Below are 22,227 nucleotides of genomic sequence, written 5' to 3' on the forward strand. Positions count from 1 at the left end.
GGATGTCTTTTGTATCACCAGATTCTGAGGTGACAGGCGCGGATTGAGGGTTTACGGCAGGCCGTGACGAGACCGTTGCGCGGTGCTCTTCGGCGGCGCTTTCAGGCCATGCGATCGCGCCTGCGGCGGGCTTGTTCCCCACCCCGCCCCTTCCCGAAACTGGGGCTCGTGCCCCAGCCCCCCCCCGGCTGCGGGTCCGTTGCCGCCTGCGGCGGGAGCTCCCTACGGGAGCGTCCTCAAACGCCGGACGGGCTGATTTCGCACCCCGGGCTGGAAGTCCACCCAGCGGAAAGCGCGGACAGGGTAGGGATAGCCCCACCCCCCACCGACCCGCTGCTCCCATGTCACAGAGCGTCGCGCCTCCCTAGCGTGGAGCCGTAAGTCGGACAGTGGGGAAAAGGGGCGTGGCCATCGATGATGGGGAAGCTCGCGGCGCGTTCGCTGCGGTATCGGATCGGTGGTTTCACCGCCACGTTCCTCGCGCTTTTCATCGGCGCCACGCTGGTCATGGCCTGCGGCGGTCTCATGGAGACCGGCATTCGGAACAACGTCCCGCCGCAGCGCCTCGCGGGCGCGCAGATCCTGGTCACCGGTGACCGTACGCACGTGGTGCAGACGGGCAAGAAGCACAAGAAGACCACGACGCTTCCCGAACGGGTCGAGCTCCCGGCCGGGTCGGCCGACAAGGTGCGGGCCGTGCCCGGGGTGCGTACGGCCGTCGGGGAGCGCACCTTCGACGCGACGGTGCTCGGCGGCGGGGCACCCGCGAAGGCGGAAGCGCACGGGTGGGAGTCCGCGGCGCTCACGCCGTACGCGCTCTCCTCGGGCCACGCGCCGGGCGAGGGAGAGGTCGTACTCGACGCGGGGCTCGCCCGCCGCGCGGGGGTCGGCGTGGGGGACCGCGTACGGATCGCCGCGCACGGCGGCTCCGCCGCGTACCGCGTGAGCGGTGTCGCCACCGCGCGGGACGTGCCCCGGGCCACGCTGTTCTTCTCCGCTCCGGACGCGGCCGCGCTCTCCGGCCGGGCGGACTCCGTCGCCGACATCGCGGTCACCCTCGCGCCCGGCGCGGACCTCGGCACCGTGCGCAAGGGCATCGCCGCGGCACTCGCGGGTCAGCGCGTCACCCTGCTGACCGGTGACGACCGGGGTGCCGTCGAGCACCCCGAGGTGCTCCAGGGCGGCGAGGACCTGATCGCGCTCTCCGGGGCGGTCGGCGGACTGGTCGTGCTGGTCGCGGTGTTCGTCGTGGCCGGAACCGTCGCCCTGTCCGCACAGCAGCGCAGCCGGGAACTCGCCCTGCTGCGTGCGATCGGCGCGAGCCCGCGCCAACTGCGGCGCATGCTGCTGGGCGAGACCCTCATGGTCATGGCCTTCGCCGCCGCGGCGGCCTGGCCCGCGGGACCGGTCGCGGGGCGGTGGCTCTACGACACACTGGTCGACAGCGGCATGATCGCCGAGACCGTCGAATTCAGCCAGGGCTGGATCCCGGCCATGCCCGCGTACGGGGCGCTGCTGCTGACCGCCGTGGCCGGCGGGCTGCTCGGCAGCACGCGGGCGGTCAAGGCCAAGCCCGTGGAGGCGCTGGGCGAGGCGGCCGTACGCAAGGACCGGCTGCATCCCGTACGCGTCGTCGCCGGGCTGCTGTTCCTCGCGGGCACGGTCGCACTGACCCTGGTCACCTCGCTCGTCCTGCGCGGCCCGATGGCGGCCAGTACGGCGGGACCGACGGTGATGTGCTGCGCGATCGCCCTGGCCCTGCTGGGCCCGTGGTTCACCAAGGCGGTGACCGTGCTGCTCCACTGGCCCGTACGCCTCCTCACCGGCGCCCCCGGCAGGCTGGCGGCGCTCAACTGCCGTGCCCGTACGGCCAAGACGGCGGCGATCGCGACCCCGGTCATGCTGGCCAGCGGCATCGCCACCGGCATGCTCTACCTCCAGACCACCACGGCCGCCGCGACCGACGAGGCGTTCACGGAGAACCTGCGGGCCGACTCGGTGATCACCTCGGCGGCGGGCGGCGTGGACCCGGCGCTGCTCGACCGGGTGCGCGCGCTGCCGGGTGTCACCGCGGCGAGCGCGTACGTCACCGGCACCGGCTACACCGAACCGCACGACAGCGACGAGCCCAAGAAGGGCCTGCCCCTGCAGGGCGTCAGCGCGGACGGCGTCGCACAGACCCTCGCGATCACTCCGAGCGCGGGCAGCCTGACCGCTCTGCGCGGTGCGGCGGTCGCGCTGCCGGAGAGCGTCGCGCACCGGATCCACCGCGGGGTGGGCGACGCGATGCGGCTGCGGCTGGGGGACGGGGCCGTCGTGGACGTACGCGTCGTGGCCCTCTTCAAGGGCCGCGAGGGCTTCGAGACGGCGCTCACCAGCGCGGAACTGCTCGCTCCGCACACGACCACGGGGCTGCCCTCGCAGATCCTGGTCCGGGGCGGGGCCGGTGCGGACCTCGCCGCCGCGGTGGGGCCGGGCATGAGGATCAGCGGCCGCGACGCGGTGACCGCGGCCCACGCGCGCGACAACCGGACCCAGGCGTCGGTCAACTACCTGATCATCGCGATGCTCGTCGGCTACACGGTGCTCTCCGTCGTGAACACGACGGCCGTCGCCGTGGGCTCCCGGAAGGGCGAGTTCGCGCTCCAGCGCCTCACGGGGGCGACGCGGGGGCAGGTGCTGCGGATGATGACGGTGGAGGGCGCGCTGGTGGCGGTGGTGGGGCTGCTGCTGGGAACTGTCGCGGCGGCGACGACGCTGGTTCCCTTCGGGATGGCGGTATCGGGATCCTGGCTGCCGTCGGGTCCGGCGTCGATCTTTGTGACGGTGGTCGCTTCGGGGCTCGGTGTGACCTTGGCGGCGACGCTGGTGCCGGCGTGGGTGGCGCTCCGTTCCCGGCCGGTGGATGCGGTGCGCTTGTAACGGTTCTTGTTCCCCAGCCCCGCCCCTTCCCGAAACCGGGGAGACCCCGGCCCCCCAAAGCGGCTGCGCCGCTTGTCCTCAATCGCCGGACGGGCTGATTTCAGCCCGTCCGGCGATTGAGGACGCGGCCGCAGGCCGCTCCCGCCGCAGGCGGCAACGGACCCGCACCCGATCGGCCGTAACGACCGGCATGGGATCCTGGGAGGAGACCCACTCAGCAAGGAGCGGAATGGCCACCAACCTCGTCAATCTGGAAGCCGTCGAAAAGGTGTACGGCACCCGTGCACTCCTCGACGGCGTCTCCCTCGGTGTCAACGAGGGTGACCGGATCGGCGTCGTCGGCCGCAACGGCGACGGCAAGACCACGCTCATCCGCATCCTCGCCAAGCTGGAGACCGCCGACAAGGGCCGTGTCACCCACGCGGGACACCTGCGCCTCGGCGTGCTCACGCAGCACGACTCCCTCGACCCGAAGGCCACCGTCCGGCACGAGGTGATCGGCGACATGGCCGATCACGAGTGGGCGGGCAACGCCAAGATCCGCGACGTGCTCACGGGGCTGTTCGGCGGGCTGGACCTGCCCGGCTTCGAGCAGGGCCTGGACACCGTCATCGGCCCGCTCTCCGGTGGTGAGCGGCGCCGGATCGCGCTCGCGAAGCTGCTGATCGCCGAGCAGGACATGATCGTCCTCGACGAGCCCACCAACCACCTCGACGTCGAGGGCATCTCCTGGCTGGCCTCCCACCTGCGGGCCCGCCGCTCGGCGCTGGTGTGCGTCACCCACGACCGCTGGTTCCTCGACCAGGTCTGCACCCGCATGTGGGACGTGCAGCGCGGTGACGTCCACGACTACGAGGGCGGCTACAGCGACTACGTCTTCGCCCGGGCCGAGCGCGAGCGGATCGCCGCGACCGAGGAGACCAAGCGGCAGAACCTGATGCGCAAGGAGCTCGCCTGGCTGCGGCGCGGTGCCCCGGCGCGTACGAGCAAGCCGCGGTTCCGCATCGAGGCGGCCAACGAGCTGATCGCCGACGTGCCGCCGCCGCGCGACACCGCCGAGCTGATGAAGTTCGCGAACTCCCGGCTCGGCAAGACCGTCTTCGAGCTGGAGAACGTCTCCGTGCACGCCGGGCCCAAGGAGCTGATCAAGCACCTGACCTGGCAGCTCGGCCCCGGCGACCGCATCGGTCTCGTCGGCGTCAACGGCGCGGGCAAGACCTCGCTGCTGCGCGCGCTCGCCGAGGCGGCCCGTACGCAGGGCGAGCGGCAGCCCGCGGCCGGGAAGATCGTCGTCGGCAAGACGGTGAAGCTCGCCTACCTCTCGCAGGAGGTCGGCGAACTCGACCCCGCCAAGCGGGTCCTGGAGGCCGTCCAGCAGGTGCGGGACCGGGTCGACCTCGGCAAGGGCCGGGAGATGACGGCCGGGCAGCTGTGCGAGAAGTTCGGCTTCACCAAGGAGAAGCAGTGGACGCCCGTCGGCGACCTCTCCGGCGGTGAGCGCCGCCGCCTCCAGATCCTGCGCCTGCTGATGGACGAGCCCAACGTCCTCTTCCTCGACGAGCCCACCAACGACCTCGACATCGAGACGCTGACCCAGCTCGAGGACCTCCTCGACGGCTGGCCGGGCTCCATGGTCGTCATCAGCCACGACCGCTACTTCATCGAGCGCACCACCGACCGCGTCTACGCGCTGCTCGGCGACCAGGCACTGCGGATGCTGCCGCGCGGCCTCGACGAATACCTCGAGCGGCGGCAGCGGGTCATCGAGGCTGCGGTTCCCGCTGCCGCTCCGGTGCCCCAGAAGGTCTCGTCGGCCGGCGACTCCCGCGCGGCGAAGAAGGAGCTCCAGAAGATCGAGCGCCGCCTCGACCGCATCAGCGACCAGGAGACGAAGCTGCACGCGAAGATCGCGGAGCAGGCGACGGACTTCTCGGCGGTGGCGAAGCTGGACGCGGAGCTGCGCGAGCTGGCGGGCGAGCGTGACGAACTCGAGCTGCGCTGGCTGGAATTGGCGGAGGACGCGTAGCGTCTTGCCGGAGTTCCCGGTATGGGTGCGGGTCCGCACCCATACCGGGGCGGCGGCCTACCCTCCGGCTGCGGTGGCGGCGTAGGTGATGAAGGCTTCCCAGGCGCGGGCGCCTATGGTGATTCTGGGGCCGTCCTTGCGCTTGGAGTCACGTATATGGACGGCGTGGGAGAGGGCGGCGACTTCAACGCACTGATCGCCCTCGGTCTGGCTGTAGCTGGACTTGGACCATGCCGGTTCGCTGCTCACAGTTCTTCTGCCACCCTTCTGACGAGTTGGGCTGAACCTTCGGCGTCGAGCGCGCGCATGCGGATCATGGAATGGCGCTTCACGAGCTCGCCCACCTTCTCCAGATCCGTATACAACATGCTCATGCCCTGCGCCTCTTGATAGCCGTAGCACCTGTGATCAGGGACCTCCAGCACAGAGAACGAGCCGCCGACCGCGGGACCGGCACCTTGGCCGAGGGGCAACACCTGGATGGATACGTTGCGCAACTCGCCCAATTCCAGGAGGCGGTTGAGCTGCCCCTTCATCACCTTCGGCCCGCCCACGAGCCCCCTCAAGGCAACCTCGTGGATCACGAAGCTGAACAGCGTGGTCGGCTTCCTCAGCAGTTCTCCACGCTGCACCCGGCCGAGCACTCGCGCCTCGACCGTGTCATCGTCCACGGGCGGGCAGTGGCTGGCCATGAGCACGCGCGCGTACTCCTCGGTCTGCAACAGACCGGGAATGAGCAGCACGTCATACCAGTGCTGGGCGATCGCTTCGGCCTCGATACTCATGTACTCGCGCACCCTGCTGACGAACCGGTCCGGCTCCAGATATGGATGCACCGCCGCCAACTTCCCCTTCGCGCCGCACATTTCGTCGGCGATCTCAAGGAGATGCTGGGTCGGCCGCCGCCTCCCCTGCTCCATGGACTTGATGGTTTCCGGACCGTACCCCGCCTCTTCCGCGAGCTCCTCGCGAGAGACGTTCGCTTCGGTGCGCCACAGCTTGACCTGGTTTCCGGACAGCCGCCACGCCATCGGCGGCTGGGAGAGTTCGCCCATCACGGCGCCCTTGCCCCTTCGTACCTCTGTCGGTACCAACGGAGGCTAGGCCGGGCAAGCCGCATACAAGACCAATTCGAAGGAATTCTCCCCGCACGGGTGAACGGGGTTACAGCACGGTCGCCCCCGCCACCGGGCCCGAAGTGACGCGTACCGCGCGGCACGTGCCGGACGCTCGCAGGGCGGCGGCGACCTTCTCCGCGGATTCGGCGTCCTGTACCAGGAATGCCGTCGTCGGGCCCGAGCCGGAGACCATCGCGGCCAGCGCGCCTGCTTCCGTACCCGCCGACAGCGTCGCGGTCAGGGAGGGGCGGAGGGAGACCGCCGCGGCCTGGAGGTCGTTGGAGACGGAGGCGGCGAGGGCCGCCGGGTCGCCGGTGCGGAGGGCCTCGAGGAGGGCGGGCGACGGCTCGGGGTCGGGCACGTCGGCCGACGTGGCGCCCGTGCCGGAGGCGATCCTCAGGCGGTCGCACTCGGCGTAGACGGCCGGCGTGGAGAGCCCGCCGTCGGCGACGGCGAAGACCCAGTGGAAGGTGCCGCCGACGGGGAGGGGCGTGAGGATCTCGCCCCGGCCGCGGCCGAGCGCCGCCCCGCCGACCAGGCTGAACGGCACGTCGCTGCCCAGCTCCGCGCAGATGTCGAGCAGTTCCTCGCGGGACGCGCCCGTGCCCCACAACGCGTCGCAGGCCAGCAGCGCGCCCGCGCCGTCGGCACTGCCGCCCGCCATGCCGCCCGCGACGGGGATGTCCTTCGCGATGTGGATGTGCACCCTGGGCTCGCGGCCGTGGCGCGCGCCCAGGGCGAGCGCCGCGCGCGCCGCGAGGTTGGTGGCGTCGAGGGGAACTTGCGCCGCGTCCGGTCCCGCGCAGGTGATCGTGAGCTCGTCGGCCTCGGTGACGGTGATCTCGTCGTGCAGGCCGACGGCGAGGAAGACGTTGGCGAGGTCGTGGAATCCGTCCGGGCGCACGCCGCCCACGGCGAGCTGGACGTTGACCTTCGCGGGTACGCGGACGGTGACGGACGCGGTCACTTCGGCTGGCTCCTCGGGTCGTTGGGTTGGTGATGGTACGACGGTGGGTGGGCAGGTCTCTTTCCCCAGCCCCGCCCCTTCCCGAAACCGGGGAGACCCCGGACCCCCAGCGCCCTGCGGGCGCGTCCTCAAACGCCGGACGGGCTGATTTCGCGGACCGTAGCCAGCGAATCCAGCCCGTCCGGCGTTTGAGGACAGCGCGCGAAGCGTGCTTCGGGGTCTGGGGCAGAGCCCCAGTTCGGGAAGGGGCGGGGTGGGGAACAAGCCCGCCGCAGGCGGCAACGGGCTACTGCTTGTGTTCCGCGATCGCCACGAACTCGTCCACCGTCAGCGCCTCGCCGCGCGCCTGCGGCGAAATCCCCGCGGCAACCAGCGCCGCCTCCGCCGCGGCAGCGGACCCCGCCCAGCCGGACAGAGCCGCCCGAAGCGTCTTGCGCCGCTGTGCGAACGCCGCGTCGACCACCGCGAAGACCTCTTCGCGCGTCGCCGTCGTCTCGATCGGCGACGCGCGCCGCACCAGCGAGACGAGCCCCGAGTCGACATTCGGCGCGGGCCAGAAGACGTTGCGGCCGATGGAGCCGGCGCGCTTGACGTGGGCGTACCAGGCGGCCTTGACGGAGGGGACGCCGTAGACCTTGGAGCCGGGGGCAGCGGCGAGGCGGTCGGCGACCTCGGCCTGGACCATGACGAGGGTGCGCTCGATGCTGGGGAACCGCGCCAGCATGTGCAGCAGGACGGGGACGGCGACGTTGTACGGCAGGTTGGCGACGAGCGCGGTGGGCGCGGGGCCGGGCAGCTCGGTGACCTGCATGGCGTCGCTGTGCACGAGTGCGAAGCGGTCGGCGCGGGCGGGCAGCCGGGCGGCGATGGTCGCCGGGAGGGCGGCGGCGAGCACGTCGTCGATCTCCACGGCGGTGACCCGGTCGGCGGCCTCCAGCAGGGCGAGGGTCAGCGACCCGAGCCCGGGTCCGACCTCGACGACGACGTCGTCGGGCCGCACCTCGGCGGTGCGGACGATGCGCCGGACCGTGTTGGCGTCGATCACAAAGTTCTGGCCGCGCTGCTTGGTGGGGCGTACCCCCAAGGCTGCGGCCAGCTCGCGGATGTCTGCGGGGCCGAGCAGGGCGCCGGAATCGTCTGTGCTGGGGCTGGAGCTCACCCGTGAAGTTTACGGCCGCACACGGGCCACGGGCTCGCCCCCCGGGAGACGTACAGCTTCTTGGCCCGGAAGGTCTGCTCGGAGGCGGGCGCGTCCTGGGGCCGGCCGGCGCCGCCGAGTGACTGCCAGGTGTGGACGTCGAACTGGTAGAGGCCGCCGTAGGTGCCGGACGGGTCCACGGCGCCGGGCCGCCCGCCGGCCTCGCACTGGGCGAGCCCGTGCCAGTTCAGGCCCTCGGCGCCCTGGACGCCGGTGGGGCGGGGCTTGGTGCCGACCTTGACGATCTCGGTGCGGGGTTCGCGGACGGTCTCGGCGGCGATCTTCTTGGGCTTCTGCTTGACGCCGTTGACGATGCGCAGCGCGTACGTGGTGCGCTCGACGCCCTTCTCGCCGCGCTGGCTGACGACCTCGGTGCCCTTGTAGAGCGTGGGGTCCTCGTGGCGCTCGGTGTCGAAGTCGATGGGGGTCTCGCGGACCTCCTCGCTGCCGGTGATCCGCATGACGGAGATCGTCTGGCCCTCGCGGGGGAAGCTGTCGGGGTCGACGGAGGTGGTGTCCTGGCCGTGCAGGCTGATGCCCGCCGCTTCGACGGCCTCGTGGACGGTGGCGGCGTTGGTGCGGATGGTGCGTTCGCGGCCGTCGGCCATGAAGGTGACGGTGCGCTCGGTGCGCACGTCGAGGTCGAGGCCGTGGCGGGAGATGGGGGCGGTGCGGGCGGTGGAGAGGTACGCGCCCTCGGCCCGGACGCCGAGCTCGCGGAGGGCGTCGTCGACGGTGCGGGCGGTGGTCCACACCTGGTGGTGCCGGCCGTCGAGGGTGAGGGCGACGGGGCGTCCGTAGCGGACGGTGATCTCGTCGCCCGCGGCGAGGTCGTGGTGGTGCCCCGGGGTGACGGCGTCGTGTGCGCCGAGGGCGACGTGCTGGTCGGCGAGGAGCTCGTCGACGTCGTCGGCGAAGGTGTGCAGGGTGCGGGTGCTGCCCTCGACGTCCAGGCGGATGGTCTTGTCGGCCGCGACGAAGGAGGACGTGCCTCCGGCGAGGAAGGCCACGACGAGGGCCTGGGGCAGCAGGCGGCGCAGGGCGTCGGGGCGTTCGCCGGTCCGCTTGCGCCGCCCGGCGGCCCGGCGGGCGGCGGCGCGGTCGCCGCGGGGCGGCTCCGGGCCTTCGGGGCCGCCCGGGACGTCCGGATCGGCGGCGGGCCCGGCGGGTGCCTCCGGGGCCAGGGGCTGGCGGGGCAGGTGCGGCAGCTCCTGGAGGTCCTGCGGCTCGTACGGCCCGGCCTCCCGGGGCTCGGGCAGGAAGGGGTCGTAGGGGCCGGTGACCGGGGGGTCGTATATCCCGTAGTGGTCGGTGGGCTCGTCGAAGGGCCCGTACGGGGTGTAGGTCCCGTACGGCACGGCGGGCTCGTACGGGTCGTACAGGTCGAAAAGCGGTGCTTCCGCCGCACCGCGGAGTGCGGCACGGGGGCTGCCCGGTGCATGAGTCACGCGACACTCCCCTGGGTCGAGCTATCGGCCCGGGACTGTAGCGGAGGGAGCGTCACTCTCCAAAGTCAGATTGTCACACTGTGTCGCACACTCATGCGTCAGTAACCGAACACCCTTGCGGTGTTCTCGGCGACCGCCGTGGCCAGGGCGTCCTCCGCGATGCCGCGGTAGCCGGCCATCGCGCGCAAAGTGACCGGAATGAGGTACGGCGCATTGGGCCGTCCGCGATACGGCATCGGGGTCAGGAACGGCGCGTCGGTCTCCACCAGGATCCGGTCGAGGGGGGCCACGGCGAGTGCGTCGCGCAGGTGCTGGGCGTTCTTGAAGGTGACGTTCCCGGCGAACGACAGGTAGTAGCCCGCCTCGGCGCAGACCTTGGCCATCTCGGCGTCGCCGGAGTAGCAGTGGAAGACGACCGTCCCGGGCGCGCCCTCCTCCTCGAGGACCCGCAGGACGTCGGCGTGGGCCTCGCGGTCGTGGATGACCAGGGCCTTGCCGTGGCGCTTGGCGATGTCGATGTGGCGGCGGAAGGAGCGCTCCTGGGCGGCCATGCCCTCCGGGCCGGTGCGGAAGTAGTCGAGGCCGGTCTCGCCCACGCCGCGGACGTGCGGCAGCGCGGCCAGCGCGTCTATGCGCTCCAGGGCCGCGTCCAGGGCGGCGTCGCCACCGGGCTCGCGGGCGCCCTGCCGGGACCAGCCGTCGGGGTCGCCGAGCACGATGCGGGGGGCTTCGTTGGGGTGCAGGGCCACCGCGGCCCAGACGGCGTCATGAGCGGCGGCGGTCTCGGCCGCCCACGTGGAGCCCGCCACGTCGCAGCCCACCTGGATCACCGTGGTCACACCGACGGACGCGGCCTTCGCCAAGGCGTCCTCGACGGAGTCGCCCTGCATGTCCAGATGGGTGTGGGAGTCGGCCACGGGCACCGCCAGCGGCTCCGGGAGCGGCGGAGGGACGTCCTTGTCGTTCTGGTTCCGCTTGCCGCCGGAGTTGCCGCTGTTCGATGCTGTCGCCGCCATGCACGCGATTCTAGAGATCGCGGCGGACCGGGCTCACTTCCGGTGGTGGAAGGGGTGCAGCAGGTCCGACAGGTGCCAGTGGTGCTCGGCGTGCTCCGGGGTCTCGTCGCCGGGCTCGGCGGGCGCGGCCGCGGGGGCCTTGGCGGTGACGGGCACGGCCGAGTTGGCGGGCCGGTGCAGCACCTCGGCGATCTGGGAGACCCGGCCGGACCGCATGATGCGCACGACGTGCTCGCCGCAGTTCTCGCAGGTGGGGTTGGTCAGCGGGGACGGCACGCGCTGCCCGTCCGCGTAATAGATCACGAAGGGCCGACCGTCGGCGTCCGTGTGGTGCTGGATCTCGTACGACTGCTCCCAGCCGTGTCCGCAGCGCATGCACGCGAAGGCGTACGACTCGTGCGCGGGCTCGGATGTGCCCTCCGCGGGCACCGGGGGCCGGGTGGCTATCGGCCGGACACCGCTCGAGGTTCCTGCGATCTCGCTCATGGCAGCTCCTCTTGTCCTGAGGACAAGTCTCTCCGGGATCGGACGTCCCACGTACAGGGAACGCCCTTCCCGGCGAAGACGCACCAGGCCTGTCCCGAATTGGGGCAAACTTGGCGGCGCACTGTCCAAAGTGCCTGGCAGCGAGGCCTAAGCTTTGCTTTTCACGATAGCCCTTTACCCTCTGATGGGCCCTGCTGGGCGGCGTTTTTTGCCGCTACGACGGCATCGAACACATCTCTTTTGGGTAGGCCTGCTTCCGCGGCCACGGCCGCGATGGCTTCCTTGCGGCGCTCCCCCGCCTCCTCCCGCACCCGCACCCTGCGCACGAGCTCGGTGGCGTCCAGATCCTGCGGGCCGGGCTCGGCAGCGCCCTCCACCACGATGGTGATCTCGCCGCGCACGCCCTCGGCCGCCCAGGCGGCCAGCTCCTTCAGGGGGCCGCGCTTGACCTCTTCGTAGGTCTTGGTCAGCTCGCGGCAGACCGCGGCCCGGCGGTCCGCGCCCAGCACCTCGGCCATGGCGGCGAGGGTGTCGTCCAGCCGGTGCGGCGCCTCGAAGTAGACCAGCGTCCGGCGCTCGTCCGCGACCTCGCGCAGACGGCCGAGCCGCTCGCCCGCCTTGCGGGGCAGGAACCCCTCGAAGCAGAACCGGTCCACCGGCAGGCCGCTCACCGCGAGCGCCGTCAGCACCGCGGAGGGGCCCGGCACGGCCGTGACCTTGATGTCCTTCTCCACGGCGGCGGCGACCAGGCGGTAGCCGGGGTCGGAGACGGAGGGCATGCCCGCGTCGGTGACCAGCAGCACCCGCGCGCCACCGACCAGCGCCTCGACGAGCTCGGGCGTACGGGCCGACTCGTTGCCCTCGAAGTACGACACCACCCGGCCGGTGGTGTGCACGCCGAGCGCCTGGGTGAGACGGCGCAGCCGCCGGGTGTCCTCGGCGGCGATCACCTCGGCGGCGGCGAGCTCTGTGGCGAGCCGGGGAGGTGCGTCCGCGACGTCACCGATGGGGGTACCTGCGAGTACGAGCGTTCCGGTCACTGCTCCATCCTCTCAGGGTCGCGGCCGCGTCTCGTCCTCCCGCCGGACGGGGGTTGTTCCGGGGCGCCCGAGAGGAGCTCCGCCCCGGACCCCGGCCGCGGGCCGGTCCGCCGCCTGCGGCGGGAGCGCCCTTCGGGCGCGTCCTCAATCGCCGGACGGGCTGGAACTCTCGAACCGCAGCCCGTTCAACCCGCCCGTCACCCCGTGAGCATCAAGCCGATGCCAACCACCATCAAGCCCGCCGCGGCGATCCGCGGGCCTCCGAAGCGTTCCTTCAGGACCACCGCGCCGATCGCCGCGCCCACGATGATCGAGGACTCGCGGAGGGCGGCGATGGGGGCGAGCTCCGCGCGGGTCTGGGCCCAGAGCACCAGGCCGTACGCGAAGACGGACAGCAGGCCGCCCAGCAACCCCCGTACCGCGTAAGGGCGGAGCGCGGTGGGCAGGTCCCGGCGGACGGACAGCGCGTACGCGGGGATCGCGAGCCCTTCGAGGATCATCAGCCAGGCGATGTAGCCCAGCGGCGAGCCGGACGCGCGGACGCCGAGGCCGTCGACGACCGTGTACGAGGCGATCGCGAGGCCCGTGGCGAGCGCCGCGGTGATCGCCGGCCAGTGCGGTCTCGTACTCGTACCGCTGCCGCGGATGCCCCACAGGGCGACGCCGACCAGACCGGCCGAGGCGACGGCGACCCCGGCGAGCTGCCATCCGTTCGGCACCTCGCCGGCGAAGGCGGCCGCGAGCACGGTGACGGCGAGCGGCGCGCTGCCGCGGGCGATCGGGTACATCTGGCCGAAGTCGCCGAGCGTGAAGGACCGCATGAGAAGCAGTTGATAGACGACGTGCAGCACGGCCGAGGCGGCGAGGTACGGCCACGCGCCCCCGGCGGGCGCCGGTGCGAACGGCAGCAGGACGAGCCCGCAGACCGCACCACCGCCGCCCACGAGCGTGAAGGCGAGCAACTGGTCCCTGATGCCGTGGGCGATGGCGTTCCAACTGGCGTGGGTGACAGCGGCGATGAGGACGGCGGCTGCGACGACCGGGGTCATGCGGGCGTGTTGGACGGGGGGTTCATGGTGGTGACGTTAGCGGCGCGTGTTGGGGCGGCGCTGTTGTACGGGTCACCCTTCGGGTGCGGATCCGTTGCCGCCTGCGGCGGCTTTTTCCCCAGCCCCGCCCCTTCCCGAAACTGGGGGCTCCGCCCCCAGACCCCCGGGGGTGCGCAAATCCAGCCCGTGGGGGCACCTCCCAGCGGTAGCTGGGGGAGATTGAGGACGCGCCCGCAGGGCGCTCCGCCGCAGGCGCAACAAACCCGCACCCGACAGGCGAACCGCACCCAGCGGAAAGCGCCTCACCCAGCCCGAAGCACCGCCGCCACGATCGGCCCCGCCGAGTCGCCCCCGTGCCCGCCCTGCGGGACGACCGCAGCTGCCGCCACATCACCTCGATAAGCCGTGAACCACCCATTCGGCTTGGCCTGGTTGTCGATTTCCGCCGAGCCCGTCTTCGCGCCGATGTCGCCGCCGAGGCCGGACATCGCCCGGCTCGCCGTGCCGGAGACGGCGGTGAGCCGCATCATCGAGCGCAGCTGCTGGGCGACCGCGGCGGGCAGCGGGCGGGACGCCTCCGCGAGCTTGCGGTTGTCGAGGGAGGGGGCGACGACGTAGGGCTGGTGGAAGGTCCCGGCGCGTACGGTCGCGGCGACGGAGGCCATGTTCAGGGGCGACATCTGGACCCGGCCCTGGCCGATCATCGCGGCGGCCTTGCCGGAGTCGGCGTCGGCGGGGACGCTGCCGTCGAAGGTCGGGAGGCCGGTCTTCCACTCCTGGCCGATGCCGAAGACGTCCCTGGCCTCGGCGGTGAGCGCGCCGTCGGGGACCTCACCGGCGAGGGAGACGAAGGCGGTGTTGCAGGAGGCGGCGAAGTCCTGGGCGAAGGTGGCGCCGGTGTTCTCGCTCTCCTCGACGTTGTGGAACCTCATGCCGTAGGTGGCGTACTTCGGGCACGGCACCGGCTTGTTCAAGCTCGCCCTGCCCTGCTCCAGGAGCATCGCCGAGGTGACGATCTTCATCGTGGAGCCGGGCGGGGTCTGGCCCATGAGCGCGGCGTTGAACTCGGTCTTCCTGGAGTTGGCGATGGCCAGGATCTCGCCGGTGCTGGGCTTCACGGCGACGACGGAGGCGTCGGCCTGCCGGTCGACGGCGGCCTCGGCGGCGCGCTGCACGCCCGCGTCCAGCGTGGTGCGCAGCTGCGCGGGCCTGCCCTTGGAGACGACATGGAGGGTCCTCGGCGCCTTGCCGGGGCTCGCGGGGTCCACGGCCCGCACCTCGACGCCCGGTTCGCCGCCGGCCATCAGCCCGTAGCGCTTGCGCAGCTCCGGCAGTACGGACGCGAGCGAGGGGTGGTCCTTGGCGTCGAGCGCCGTGCCGTCGCGGTCGACCGCGGTGATCTGCGGGGCGTCGCTCACTTCCGTGGCGAGCGATTCCCCGCGGCCGAGCTGCGGGTGGACGACGGTGGGCTGCCAGTCGACGAGGACGTGCCCGGTGGACTTGCCGCGGACGACACCGAGGGAGGATTCGTAGGTCCAGGTGTCGCGCTGCTTGCCGTGGACGACCTCGGCGGTGACGGAGAACGGCACCTTGGCGCCCGTCGCGGTGCCGGGCCTGAGGCTGACCTTCTCGACGTGCGCGCTCTCGCGGTAGCCGGTGAGGGCGGTGGTGGCCGCCTCGACGTTGTCGGTCAGGGCCGCGGCCTTCTGCGTGTCGCCCGACTCCCATGCCGCGAGGAAGTCGCGCGCGGTTCTGTCGACCTCGGAGTCCGTGGGCGGCCCGGTCTTCACGGGCGCCGCCTCGGCCTGACTGCCGGACGTGTCCGTGACCGCGCTCACGACGTTGTACGCGCCGAGCCCCGCGGCCCCCGCCAGTGCCGCGGCCACGACCCCTACCGCGACCTTCGCTCCCTTGTGCATGTCCCAGCCCCCTACAGGTCCCCACCCAGGTTTTAATCAGATGATTAAAACCTCTGGGTGGCGACTTTACGGGACAGCGGTGACAGCCGGGCCCGGATGGCCGGAATCCACCGGTCCGGAGCTGACTGGGCGTCACTTGTGGTGTCGTCAGATCCAGGTGTCGAACCACATCCGGTTGCGCCACGCCTCGATGGGGATGGGGTGGCCGGTGTAGAGGGGGAAGAAATAGACGAAGTTCCAGGCGATGAGCAGGACCAGCGTGCCCGCCCCGATCGCGCCGAGCACCCGGCGCCGCTCGGTGGACCCCGGCGGCCCGAGGATCGCCCCGATCATCATCGCCAGGGCCAGGCACAGGAACGGCACGAAGACGACCGCGTAGAAGACGAAGATCGTGCGTTCCTGCCACATGAACCACGGCAGATAGCCCGCCGCGACCCCGCACAGCACCGCGCCCGCCCGCCAGTCGCGCCGGAACCCCCACCGGTAGACGAGGTACAGCAGCGCGAAGCAGGCCGCCCACCACAGCAGGGGCGTGCCCAGCGCGAGCACCTCGCGCGCGCACTTGTCGGCCGCGTCCTTGGGGCAGCCGTCCCGGCCGGGCGCCGGGGACTCGTAGAAGTACGAGACCGGGCGGGCCTGGACCAGCCAGCTCCAGGGGTTGGACTGGTAGGTGTGCGGCGAGGAGAGGTTGGTGTTGAACTTCCACACCTCGTGCTCGTAGTGCCAGAGGCTGCGCAGCGGGTTGAGGATACCGGCCAGGAACCCGTCCGGGCTGTGGCCGCCGCCGGTCTCCGCCCAGTGCCGGTAGAAGCCGCTGTGCTGCCAGCCGTCCTTCTCGCTGTACGTGCCGCTGTTGACGAACCAGCCGGTCCACGACGCGAGATAGACGGCGAGGGCCACCGGTACGGTCGCCAGGAACGCCCACGGGGTGTCGCGCCGGAGGGCCGCGAGGGCGGGGTGGCGGGCGCCCGCGACCCGGCGCGAGCCCATGTCCCAGAGCACGATCAGCAGGCCGAAGGCCGCCAGGTAGATGGCGCCGTTCCACTTCGTGGCGCAGGCCAGCCCGAGGCACACGCCGGCGGCGATCCGCCACGGCCGCCACCCGAGCCGGAGCCCGCCGCCGACGGCCGCGTCCGGGCGGGCGATGCCGTCCGCGTCCACGGGCAGCGCGGCGGCGAGACGGGCCCGCGACTTGTCGCGGTCCACCAGGACGCAGCCGAACGCCGCGAGCACGAAGAACATCAGCACCGAGTCGAGCAGCGAGGTGCGGCTCATCACGTAGTGCAGGCCGTCCACGGCGAGCAGGGCGCCCGCGAGGCAGCCGAGGAAGGTGGAGCGGAACAGCCTGCGTCCGATGCGGCACAGCATCAGCACCGACAGCGTGCCGAGCACGGCGACCATGAAACGCCAGCCGAAAGGGTTCAGCCCGTACAGCCACTCGCCGAGGCCGATGACCCACTTGCCCACCGGCGGGTGCACCACATATCCGGGGGCGTCGGCGATCTGGTCGTGCCCGGCGATGATCTGGTCGTTGATGTTGTCCGGCCACTTCGCCTCGTAGCCGTACTTCCACAGGGCCCAGGCGTCCTTCGCGTAATACGTCTCGTCGAATATCACCGCCTTGGGGCTGCCCAGGTTCCAGAAGCGGATGATCCCGGCGAACAGGGCGACGAGCAGTGGCCCGGTCCACCCCGACCAGCGCGCGAGCAGCCGCGCCCGGCCCGGCGTCGCGCCGAGCCGTACCCACACCCGCGTACCGGGCTCGGGGAACGACGGCACGAGCCGCTCCCGCACGTCCGGCTGCGGCCCCCGCGCATAGCCGAACAGGCCGAGTCTGCGCTGCCACGGAGGCTGCCGCTCGTCTGCCGTCTGGCCCTGCGGGGCTTGGGTCGCGGTGTCACTGGTCACCGCGCCATCGTAGGGAACGGGCCTGTGAGAGTGCTGGGGACGGCACGCGGGTCGCGGGCGGAGCCGCTTTTCCGGGGCCCCGCGCACAGCCGTGGCGGCACGAACGGATCGGGCAGACCCTGGGAGAGGCGCGCCGGAACGAGGAGCGGAGGACGCCATGACCGACAGGCCGGCCTTCACGTACGTCACCTACATCGAGAGCGCGCCGGAGAGCGTATGGCGGGCGCTCACCGACGCGGACCTGACCGCCGAGTACTGGGGGCACAGCAATGTGTCGGACTGGGAGCCGGGCTCGTCGTGGGAGCACCGGCGCACCGACGGCTCGCACGCCGCCGACGTCGTCGGCACGGTCGTGGAGAGCGTGCCGCCGAAGCGGCTGGTGACGACGTGGGCCGAGCCGGGTGTGCAGACCGCGGCCGGGCCGTCCCGGGTGACGTTCGGGATCGAGCCGTACGGGGAGATCGTCCGGCTCACGGTGACCCACGAGAACCTCGCGGACGAGGCCGAGCGCGACGCGGCGGCCAGGGGCTGGGCGGCGGTGCTGTCCAACCTGAAGACGTTCCTGGAGACCGGGCGCCCGCTGCCGGAGAAGCCCTGGCTCGTGCCGTAGCGCTGGTTCACACCCCGCGCAGGGCGCCGCGCAGTCCCGCGTTGCCGATGAGGATGCCGCCGTCGACCGGCAGGGTCACGCCCGTGATCCAGGAGGCGTCGGCGGAGGCGAGGAAGGCCACCGCGGCCGCGATGTCCTCGGGGCGGCCGACGCGGCCGAGCGGGTAGTACGGCGCGGCGCGCTCCAACGCCTCTTCCCGGCCCGACCACTTGGGGGTGTGGACGGTGCCGGGCGCGATGAGGTTGACCCGTACGCCGCGGGCCGCGCAGTGCCCGGCCAGGGTGCGGGTGAGGCCCGCGAGGCCCGCTTTGGCGGCGCTGTAGGCGTGGTTGCCGAAGTCCTGCTCGCCGTTGACGGAGCCGATGTTGACGACGGACGCGCGGCCGCCCGCGGCGGCCAGGTGCGGCATGGCGGCCCGTACGCACCGGAAGGCGCCGGTCAGGGTGATGTCGAGGTCCCGGAACCACTCCTCGTCGGAGGAGTCCTCGACGAGTGCTTCGTCGGGGTGGCAGGACAGGGCGTTGTTGACCAGCACGTCGAGCCGTCCGAAGCGGTCGACCGCGGTGGCGACGGCCGCCTCGACCGCTTCCCGGTCGCCCACGTCACAGGTGGAGGACTCGGCCGCCAGACCGTCGGCCCGGAGCGCGGCGGCGGTCCCCTCGGCGCGCTCGCCGTCCAGGTCGGTGACGAGCACCCGCGCGCCCTCGGCGGCGAGGCGGCGCGCGGTGGCCGCGCCTATGCCCTGCCCCGCGCCGGTGATCAGTGCCGCGTAGCCGTCAAAACGTGCTGCTGCTGCCATGCGGGATCGCTACCCGCTCGGGGTTTCGGCAATCGCTTCTGCCCGGTGGGTGGGGCGGGGCTCCGCCCCGGACCCCGGACCGCGCTCCGCGCGGTGTCCTCAAGCGCCGGACGGGCTGGTTTCGCGAACCGTAGCCTTGATTCTGCGGCCCGGGTACGCAAATTCAGCCCGTCCGGCGTTTGAGGACGCGCCCGCAGGCCGCCCCCGCCGCAGGCGGCAGACGGCCCGCAGTCAGACTCCGGAGCTCAGCGCCAGCGCAAGCGCAAGCGCCCGCACAAGCGCCTGAGCCCGCGCATCGGCGGTCACATTCTTCTGCATGCCGTTGGTGACGTAGCCGAAGGAGATGCCCGACTCGGGGTCCGCGAAGCCGAGGGAGCCGCCGCGGCCGGGGTGGCCGAAGGAGCCGGGGGCGAGCAGGGGCGACGCGGGGCCGTGGAGCATGTAGCCCAGGCCGAAGCGGGTGCCCACGACCAGGACGCGGTCCGGTCCTGCCGACTCCTCCGTGCGGGCCAGGGTGAGCGTCGCCGGGGCGAACAGCCGCCGCGCGCCGTCGAGGCCGCCGAGCAGCGAGGCGTAGAAGCGGGCCAGCCCGTCGGCGGTGGCGATGCCCGCGGAGGCGGGGAGTTCGGCGGCGCGGTAGGCGGGGTCGTTCTCGTCGGCCAGGGGCTCGATGGCCGCGAAGGCGCGGCGGGTGAGGGACCGCGGGTCGCGGTAGGCGTCCGACACGGCCTTCTTGGGCCGCAGCCGCAGGCCGGCCGCGGCGGGCTCGGCGGGCGGCTCGACGTCCGCGATGCGCCCGGCGCGCTCGCGCTCGGAGGCGGGCAGGCCGATCCAGAGGTCCGCGCCGAGCGGCCCGGCTATCTCGTCGGCGACCCAGGCGCCCACCGTCCGGCCGGTGACGCGGCGGACCAGCTCGCCGAGGAGCCAGCTGTAGGTCTGGGCGTGGTAGCCGTGGGCGGTGCCGGGCTCCCAGGCGGGCGCCTGCGCGGCGACGGCGGCGGGCCCGCTGATGCCGTCGATGGCCTCGGCCGGGCTCAGCGGCCGGTCGAGCACGGGCAGCCCGGCGCGGTGCGAGAGCAGGTGGCGCACGAGGACGCGCTCCTTGCCCGCGGCCTTGAACTCGGGCCAGTACGTGCCGACGGGCGCGTCCAGGTCGACGAGCCCGCGCTGGTGCAGCAGCAGCGGCACGGCGGCGGCGACGCCCTTGGTGGCGGACCGTACGACCTGGGCGGTGCCCGGCGTCCACGGCTCCTCGGACGAGCCGTCGGCGTCCTTGGTGCCGCCCCACAGGTCGACGATCCTGCGGCCGTCCCGGTAGACGGCGACGGCCGCACCGCGCTCCCCGCGCCGGGCGAAGTTCTCCGCGAAGGCGTCCCGGACCGGTTCGAAACCGTCCGCCACCGTGCCCTGGACGTCCACCACTGTTCTCCTGCTCCACTGTGCGATCGCTACAAAACCCTCCACCATGGTGCAACGCGGCGGTCAATGCGCGTAGACCGGGGCACCGCAACCGTGATCTACCGGTCGGGAACGGGCACCGGGCGGGGCGTCCCGTTCCCACGCGCCCTCGCTCACCCGTGCGCCGCCAGCGGTGGCGGGAGCGGGCGCGTGCCCGAATGCTGAGCTTCGGGGGAGCTCGCCCGGCCTCGGAGCCCCGGGAGGCAGGAGGAGGGAGTCACCATGTCCACGGCCGCCGCCGCGCCCCCGGCCGAACCCGCCGCACCGCCCGTGCTCAGCAGGCGCCGCATCAATCTCGTGTTCGTCACCATCGTGCTCGGCATGCTGCTCGCGGCCCTCGACCAGACCATCGTCTCCACCGCGCTGCCCACGATCGTCGCGGACCTGGGCGGCGGCGGGCACATGGCGTGGGTGGTGACCGCCTATCTGCTGGCGGAGACGGTCTCCACCGTCCTGGTCGGCAAGTTCGGCGACCTCTTCGGCCGGAAGGTCGTCTTCCAGCTCAGCGCGGTGGTCTTCGTCGGCGGCTCCGTCTTCGCGGGCGCCGCGAACTCGATGCTCATGCTGATCGCCGCCCGCGCCCTCCAGGGCATCGGCGGCGGCGGTCTGATGGTGACCGCCATGGCGCTGATCGCCGACGTCATCCCGCTGCGCGAGCGCGGCAAGTACCAGGGCGCGCTCGGCGCCGTCTTCGGCGTGACCACGGTCGTCGGACCGACGCTCGGCGGGATCTTCACCGACCACGCGACCTGGCGCTGGTGCTTCTACGTCAACGTCCCCGTCGCGATCGTCATGGTCGCGATGGCGGCCCGTACGATCCCGGTCGTCCGCTCGGCGGTCCGGCCGGTCATCGACTACCTCGGCATCGTGCTGGTCGCGCTCGGCGCGTCCGGACTGGTGCTGGGCCTGGAGTGGGGCGGCAACGAGTACGCGTGGGGCTCGGCCGTCATCGTCGGCCTGTTCGCGGGGTCGGTGGTGCTGCTGGGGCTGTTCGTACTGGTGGAGCTGCGGGCCAAGGAGCCCATGCTGCCCATGCACCTCTTCCGCAACCCCGTCTTCGTCGTCTGCTCCGTGCTCAGCTTCATCGTCGGCTTCGCGATGCTCGGCGCGATGACGTACCTGCCCACCTACCTCCAGTACGTCGACGGGGTCTCGGCCACCATGTCCGGCGTCCGCGCGCTGCCCATGGTGGCCGGGCTGCTCGGCGCGTCCATGCTCTCCGGCATCGTCGTCAGCCGCACGGGCCGCTACCGCGCCTTCCCCATCGCCGGTACGGCCGTGATGGCGCTCGGCCTCTATCTGATGTCGACGATGAACGCGTCGACGGGGCCCTGGCTGGAGTCCCTCTACATGTTCGTACTCGGCGTCGGCATCGGGCTGGCCATGCAGGTGCTGACGATCGCCGTGCAGAACACGGTGGCGTACCACGAGCTGGGCACGGCGACCTCCGGCGTGACCTTCTTCCGCACGCTCGGCAGCTCCTTCGGCACGGCCATCTTCGGCACCCTCTACAGCAACCGGCTGCGGCCCAACCTCCTTGACGCGCTGACCCGTTCACCGGGCGTGCCACCCGCCGCCGTGCAGAGCCCGCAGGGCCTCAAGCAGCTGACCCACGCCCAGGCGGCACCGGTCATCGCCGCCTACGCGGACACCGTGAACTACGTCTTCTTCTGGGTCGTGCCCGTCGCCCTCGCCGGTTTCGTCGTCGCGTGGTTCCTCAAGGAGGTGCCGCTGCGCGACAGCGCCCGGGCCGGGGCCTCCGACATGGGCGAGGGCTTCGCGGCGCCGGACTCCGCCGAGGCGGAGCGGCAGTTGGAACGGGCCGTGGCGAGCGTCATGCGCAAGGAGGAGGGCCCGCCCGTGAGCCGCCGCGTCCTCGCCGAGTCGGGCAGCTCGCTGGGCCCCGCCGAGGCGTGGACGCTGGGCCAGATCCACTGGCGGCTGCGCGTGCGCGGCGAGGCGACGCTCCGCTCGGTGGCCGTCGCGCACCGCATGCCGCCCGAGGTCCTCGAACCGGCCTTCACCCGTACGGCGGAGGCCGGCCTCGCCCGCGTCGACGGCGACCGGCTGTCCCTGACCCCCGCCGGCGAGGCCGAGATCGAACGACTCGGCGCGGCGTGGCGGTCCTGGCTGTCGACCCGCCTGGAGGACTGGGACATCACCGACCCCGAGGACCGCGCCCTCCTCGACCGGGCCCTCGACTCGATGGCGGCCCGGCTGCTGGAGGAGGGCGAGGAGGAACAGGAGCGGATCGCCGTCTGAG

17 protein-coding genes are annotated in these 22,227 nt (G+C 72.3%); 4 read left to right on the forward strand and 13 right to left on the reverse strand.

All coding sequences use genetic code 11. The features are described 5' to 3' along the window. The first annotated feature begins 414 nt into the window (after nucleotides 1–414). Both DXZ73_RS19115 and DXZ73_RS19120 read left to right on the forward strand, forming a co-directional pair. The gene (locus DXZ73_RS19115; protein WP_240351409.1) at nucleotides 415–2,922 is read left to right on the forward strand and encodes an ABC transporter permease; all 2,508 of its coding nucleotides are present in this window, start codon (nucleotides 415–417) and stop codon (nucleotides 2,920–2,922) included. 229 nt (nucleotides 2,923–3,151) lie between these two features. Continuing rightward, the gene (locus tag DXZ73_RS19120) at nucleotides 3,152–4,948 is read left to right on the forward strand and encodes an ABC-F family ATP-binding cassette domain-containing protein (RefSeq protein ID WP_116212195.1); all 1,797 of its coding nucleotides are present in this window, start codon (nucleotides 3,152–3,154) and stop codon (nucleotides 4,946–4,948) included. Between the two features lie 57 nt (nucleotides 4,949–5,005). On the opposite strand, the gene DXZ73_RS19125 is transcribed toward DXZ73_RS19120, so the two are convergent. The 11 genes from DXZ73_RS19125 to DXZ73_RS19175 all read right to left on the reverse strand — a co-directional run bounded on the left by DXZ73_RS19125 (nucleotide 5,006) and on the right by DXZ73_RS19175 (nucleotide 17,097). Then, nucleotides 5,006–5,197, reverse strand: coding sequence for a DUF397 domain-containing protein (locus DXZ73_RS19125; RefSeq protein WP_116212196.1), 192 nt, complete (start codon nucleotides 5,195–5,197; stop codon nucleotides 5,006–5,008). Then, on the reverse strand, nucleotides 5,194–6,003 hold the full coding sequence (locus DXZ73_RS19130) for a helix-turn-helix domain-containing protein (protein ID WP_240351756.1): 810 nt from the start codon (nucleotides 6,001–6,003) through the stop codon (nucleotides 5,194–5,196). The genes DXZ73_RS19125 and DXZ73_RS19130 overlap by 4 nt, the downstream gene beginning before the upstream one ends. A gap of 109 nt (nucleotides 6,004–6,112) precedes the next feature. Next, nucleotides 6,113–7,033, reverse strand: coding sequence for a 4-(cytidine 5'-diphospho)-2-C-methyl-D-erythritol kinase (locus tag DXZ73_RS19135; protein WP_116212197.1), 921 nt, complete (start codon nucleotides 7,031–7,033; stop codon nucleotides 6,113–6,115). A gap of 286 nt (nucleotides 7,034–7,319) precedes the next feature. After that, nucleotides 7,320–8,192: a 16S rRNA (adenine(1518)-N(6)/adenine(1519)-N(6))-dimethyltransferase RsmA gene (gene rsmA / locus DXZ73_RS19140; RefSeq protein ID WP_116212198.1), complete on the reverse strand. Its 873-nt coding sequence runs from the start codon at nucleotides 8,190–8,192 to the stop codon at nucleotides 7,320–7,322. Then, nucleotides 8,189–9,679 carry a resuscitation-promoting factor gene (locus DXZ73_RS19145; protein WP_116212199.1) on the reverse strand — a complete coding sequence of 497 codons (1,491 nt, stop codon included), beginning with the start codon at nucleotides 9,677–9,679 and terminating at the stop codon, nucleotides 8,189–8,191. The genes rsmA and DXZ73_RS19145 overlap by 4 nt, the downstream gene beginning before the upstream one ends. A 98-nt stretch (nucleotides 9,680–9,777) precedes the next feature. Then, nucleotides 9,778–10,695: a TatD family hydrolase gene (locus DXZ73_RS19150; protein ID WP_116212200.1), complete on the reverse strand. Its 918-nt coding sequence runs from the start codon at nucleotides 10,693–10,695 to the stop codon at nucleotides 9,778–9,780. Between the two features lie 33 nt (nucleotides 10,696–10,728). After that, a complete protein-coding gene (locus DXZ73_RS19155) occupies nucleotides 10,729–11,181 on the reverse strand; it encodes a hypothetical protein (protein WP_116212201.1) in 453 nt (150 codons plus the stop codon). Nucleotides 11,182–11,342: 161 nt separating this feature from the next. Next, nucleotides 11,343–12,221: a 16S rRNA (cytidine(1402)-2'-O)-methyltransferase gene (rsmI, locus tag DXZ73_RS19160; RefSeq protein ID WP_116212202.1), complete on the reverse strand. Its 879-nt coding sequence runs from the start codon at nucleotides 12,219–12,221 to the stop codon at nucleotides 11,343–11,345. 197 nt (nucleotides 12,222–12,418) lie between these two features. Next, complete coding sequence (locus tag DXZ73_RS19165; RefSeq protein WP_116212203.1) at nucleotides 12,419–13,270, reverse strand: DMT family transporter; 852 nt, start codon at nucleotides 13,268–13,270, stop codon at nucleotides 12,419–12,421. Between the two features lie 302 nt (nucleotides 13,271–13,572). Next, nucleotides 13,573–15,189, reverse strand: a complete 1,617-nt coding sequence (locus tag DXZ73_RS19170; protein ID WP_116212204.1) for a penicillin-binding transpeptidase domain-containing protein — start codon at nucleotides 15,187–15,189, stop codon at nucleotides 13,573–13,575. A gap of 147 nt (nucleotides 15,190–15,336) precedes the next feature. Further along, entirely contained in the window at nucleotides 15,337–17,097 is a 1,761-nt protein-coding gene (locus DXZ73_RS19175; RefSeq protein ID WP_240351410.1) for a dolichyl-phosphate-mannose--protein mannosyltransferase, read from the reverse strand. Nucleotides 17,098–17,254: 157 nt separating this feature from the next. Here DXZ73_RS19175 and DXZ73_RS19180 point away from each other — a divergent pair, with 157 nt between their 5' ends. Continuing rightward, nucleotides 17,255–17,707 carry an SRPBCC domain-containing protein gene (locus tag DXZ73_RS19180; RefSeq protein WP_116212205.1) on the forward strand — a complete coding sequence of 151 codons (453 nt, stop codon included), beginning with the start codon at nucleotides 17,255–17,257 and terminating at the stop codon, nucleotides 17,705–17,707. 7 nt (nucleotides 17,708–17,714) lie between these two features. Here the strand turns inward: DXZ73_RS19180 and DXZ73_RS19185 are convergent, their stop codons facing one another. Further along, nucleotides 17,715–18,506, reverse strand: a complete 792-nt coding sequence (locus DXZ73_RS19185) for an SDR family NAD(P)-dependent oxidoreductase (RefSeq protein WP_116212206.1) — start codon at nucleotides 18,504–18,506, stop codon at nucleotides 17,715–17,717. A gap of 231 nt (nucleotides 18,507–18,737) precedes the next feature. Then, on the reverse strand, nucleotides 18,738–19,928 hold the full coding sequence (locus tag DXZ73_RS19190; RefSeq protein ID WP_240351411.1) for a serine hydrolase domain-containing protein: 1,191 nt from the start codon (nucleotides 19,926–19,928) through the stop codon (nucleotides 18,738–18,740). A 258-nt stretch (nucleotides 19,929–20,186) separates the two neighbouring features. Here DXZ73_RS19190 and DXZ73_RS19195 point away from each other — a divergent pair, with 258 nt between their 5' ends. Beyond that, a complete protein-coding gene (locus DXZ73_RS19195; RefSeq protein ID WP_116212208.1) occupies nucleotides 20,187–22,226 on the forward strand; it encodes an MDR family MFS transporter in 2,040 nt (679 codons plus the stop codon). The last annotated feature ends 1 nt before the right edge of the window (nucleotide 22,227 follow it).

The organism is Streptoverticillium olivoreticuli subsp. olivoreticuli, from assembly GCF_003391135.1.
GTDB lineage: Bacteria > Actinomycetota > Actinomycetes > Streptomycetales > Streptomycetaceae > Streptomyces > Streptomyces blastmyceticus.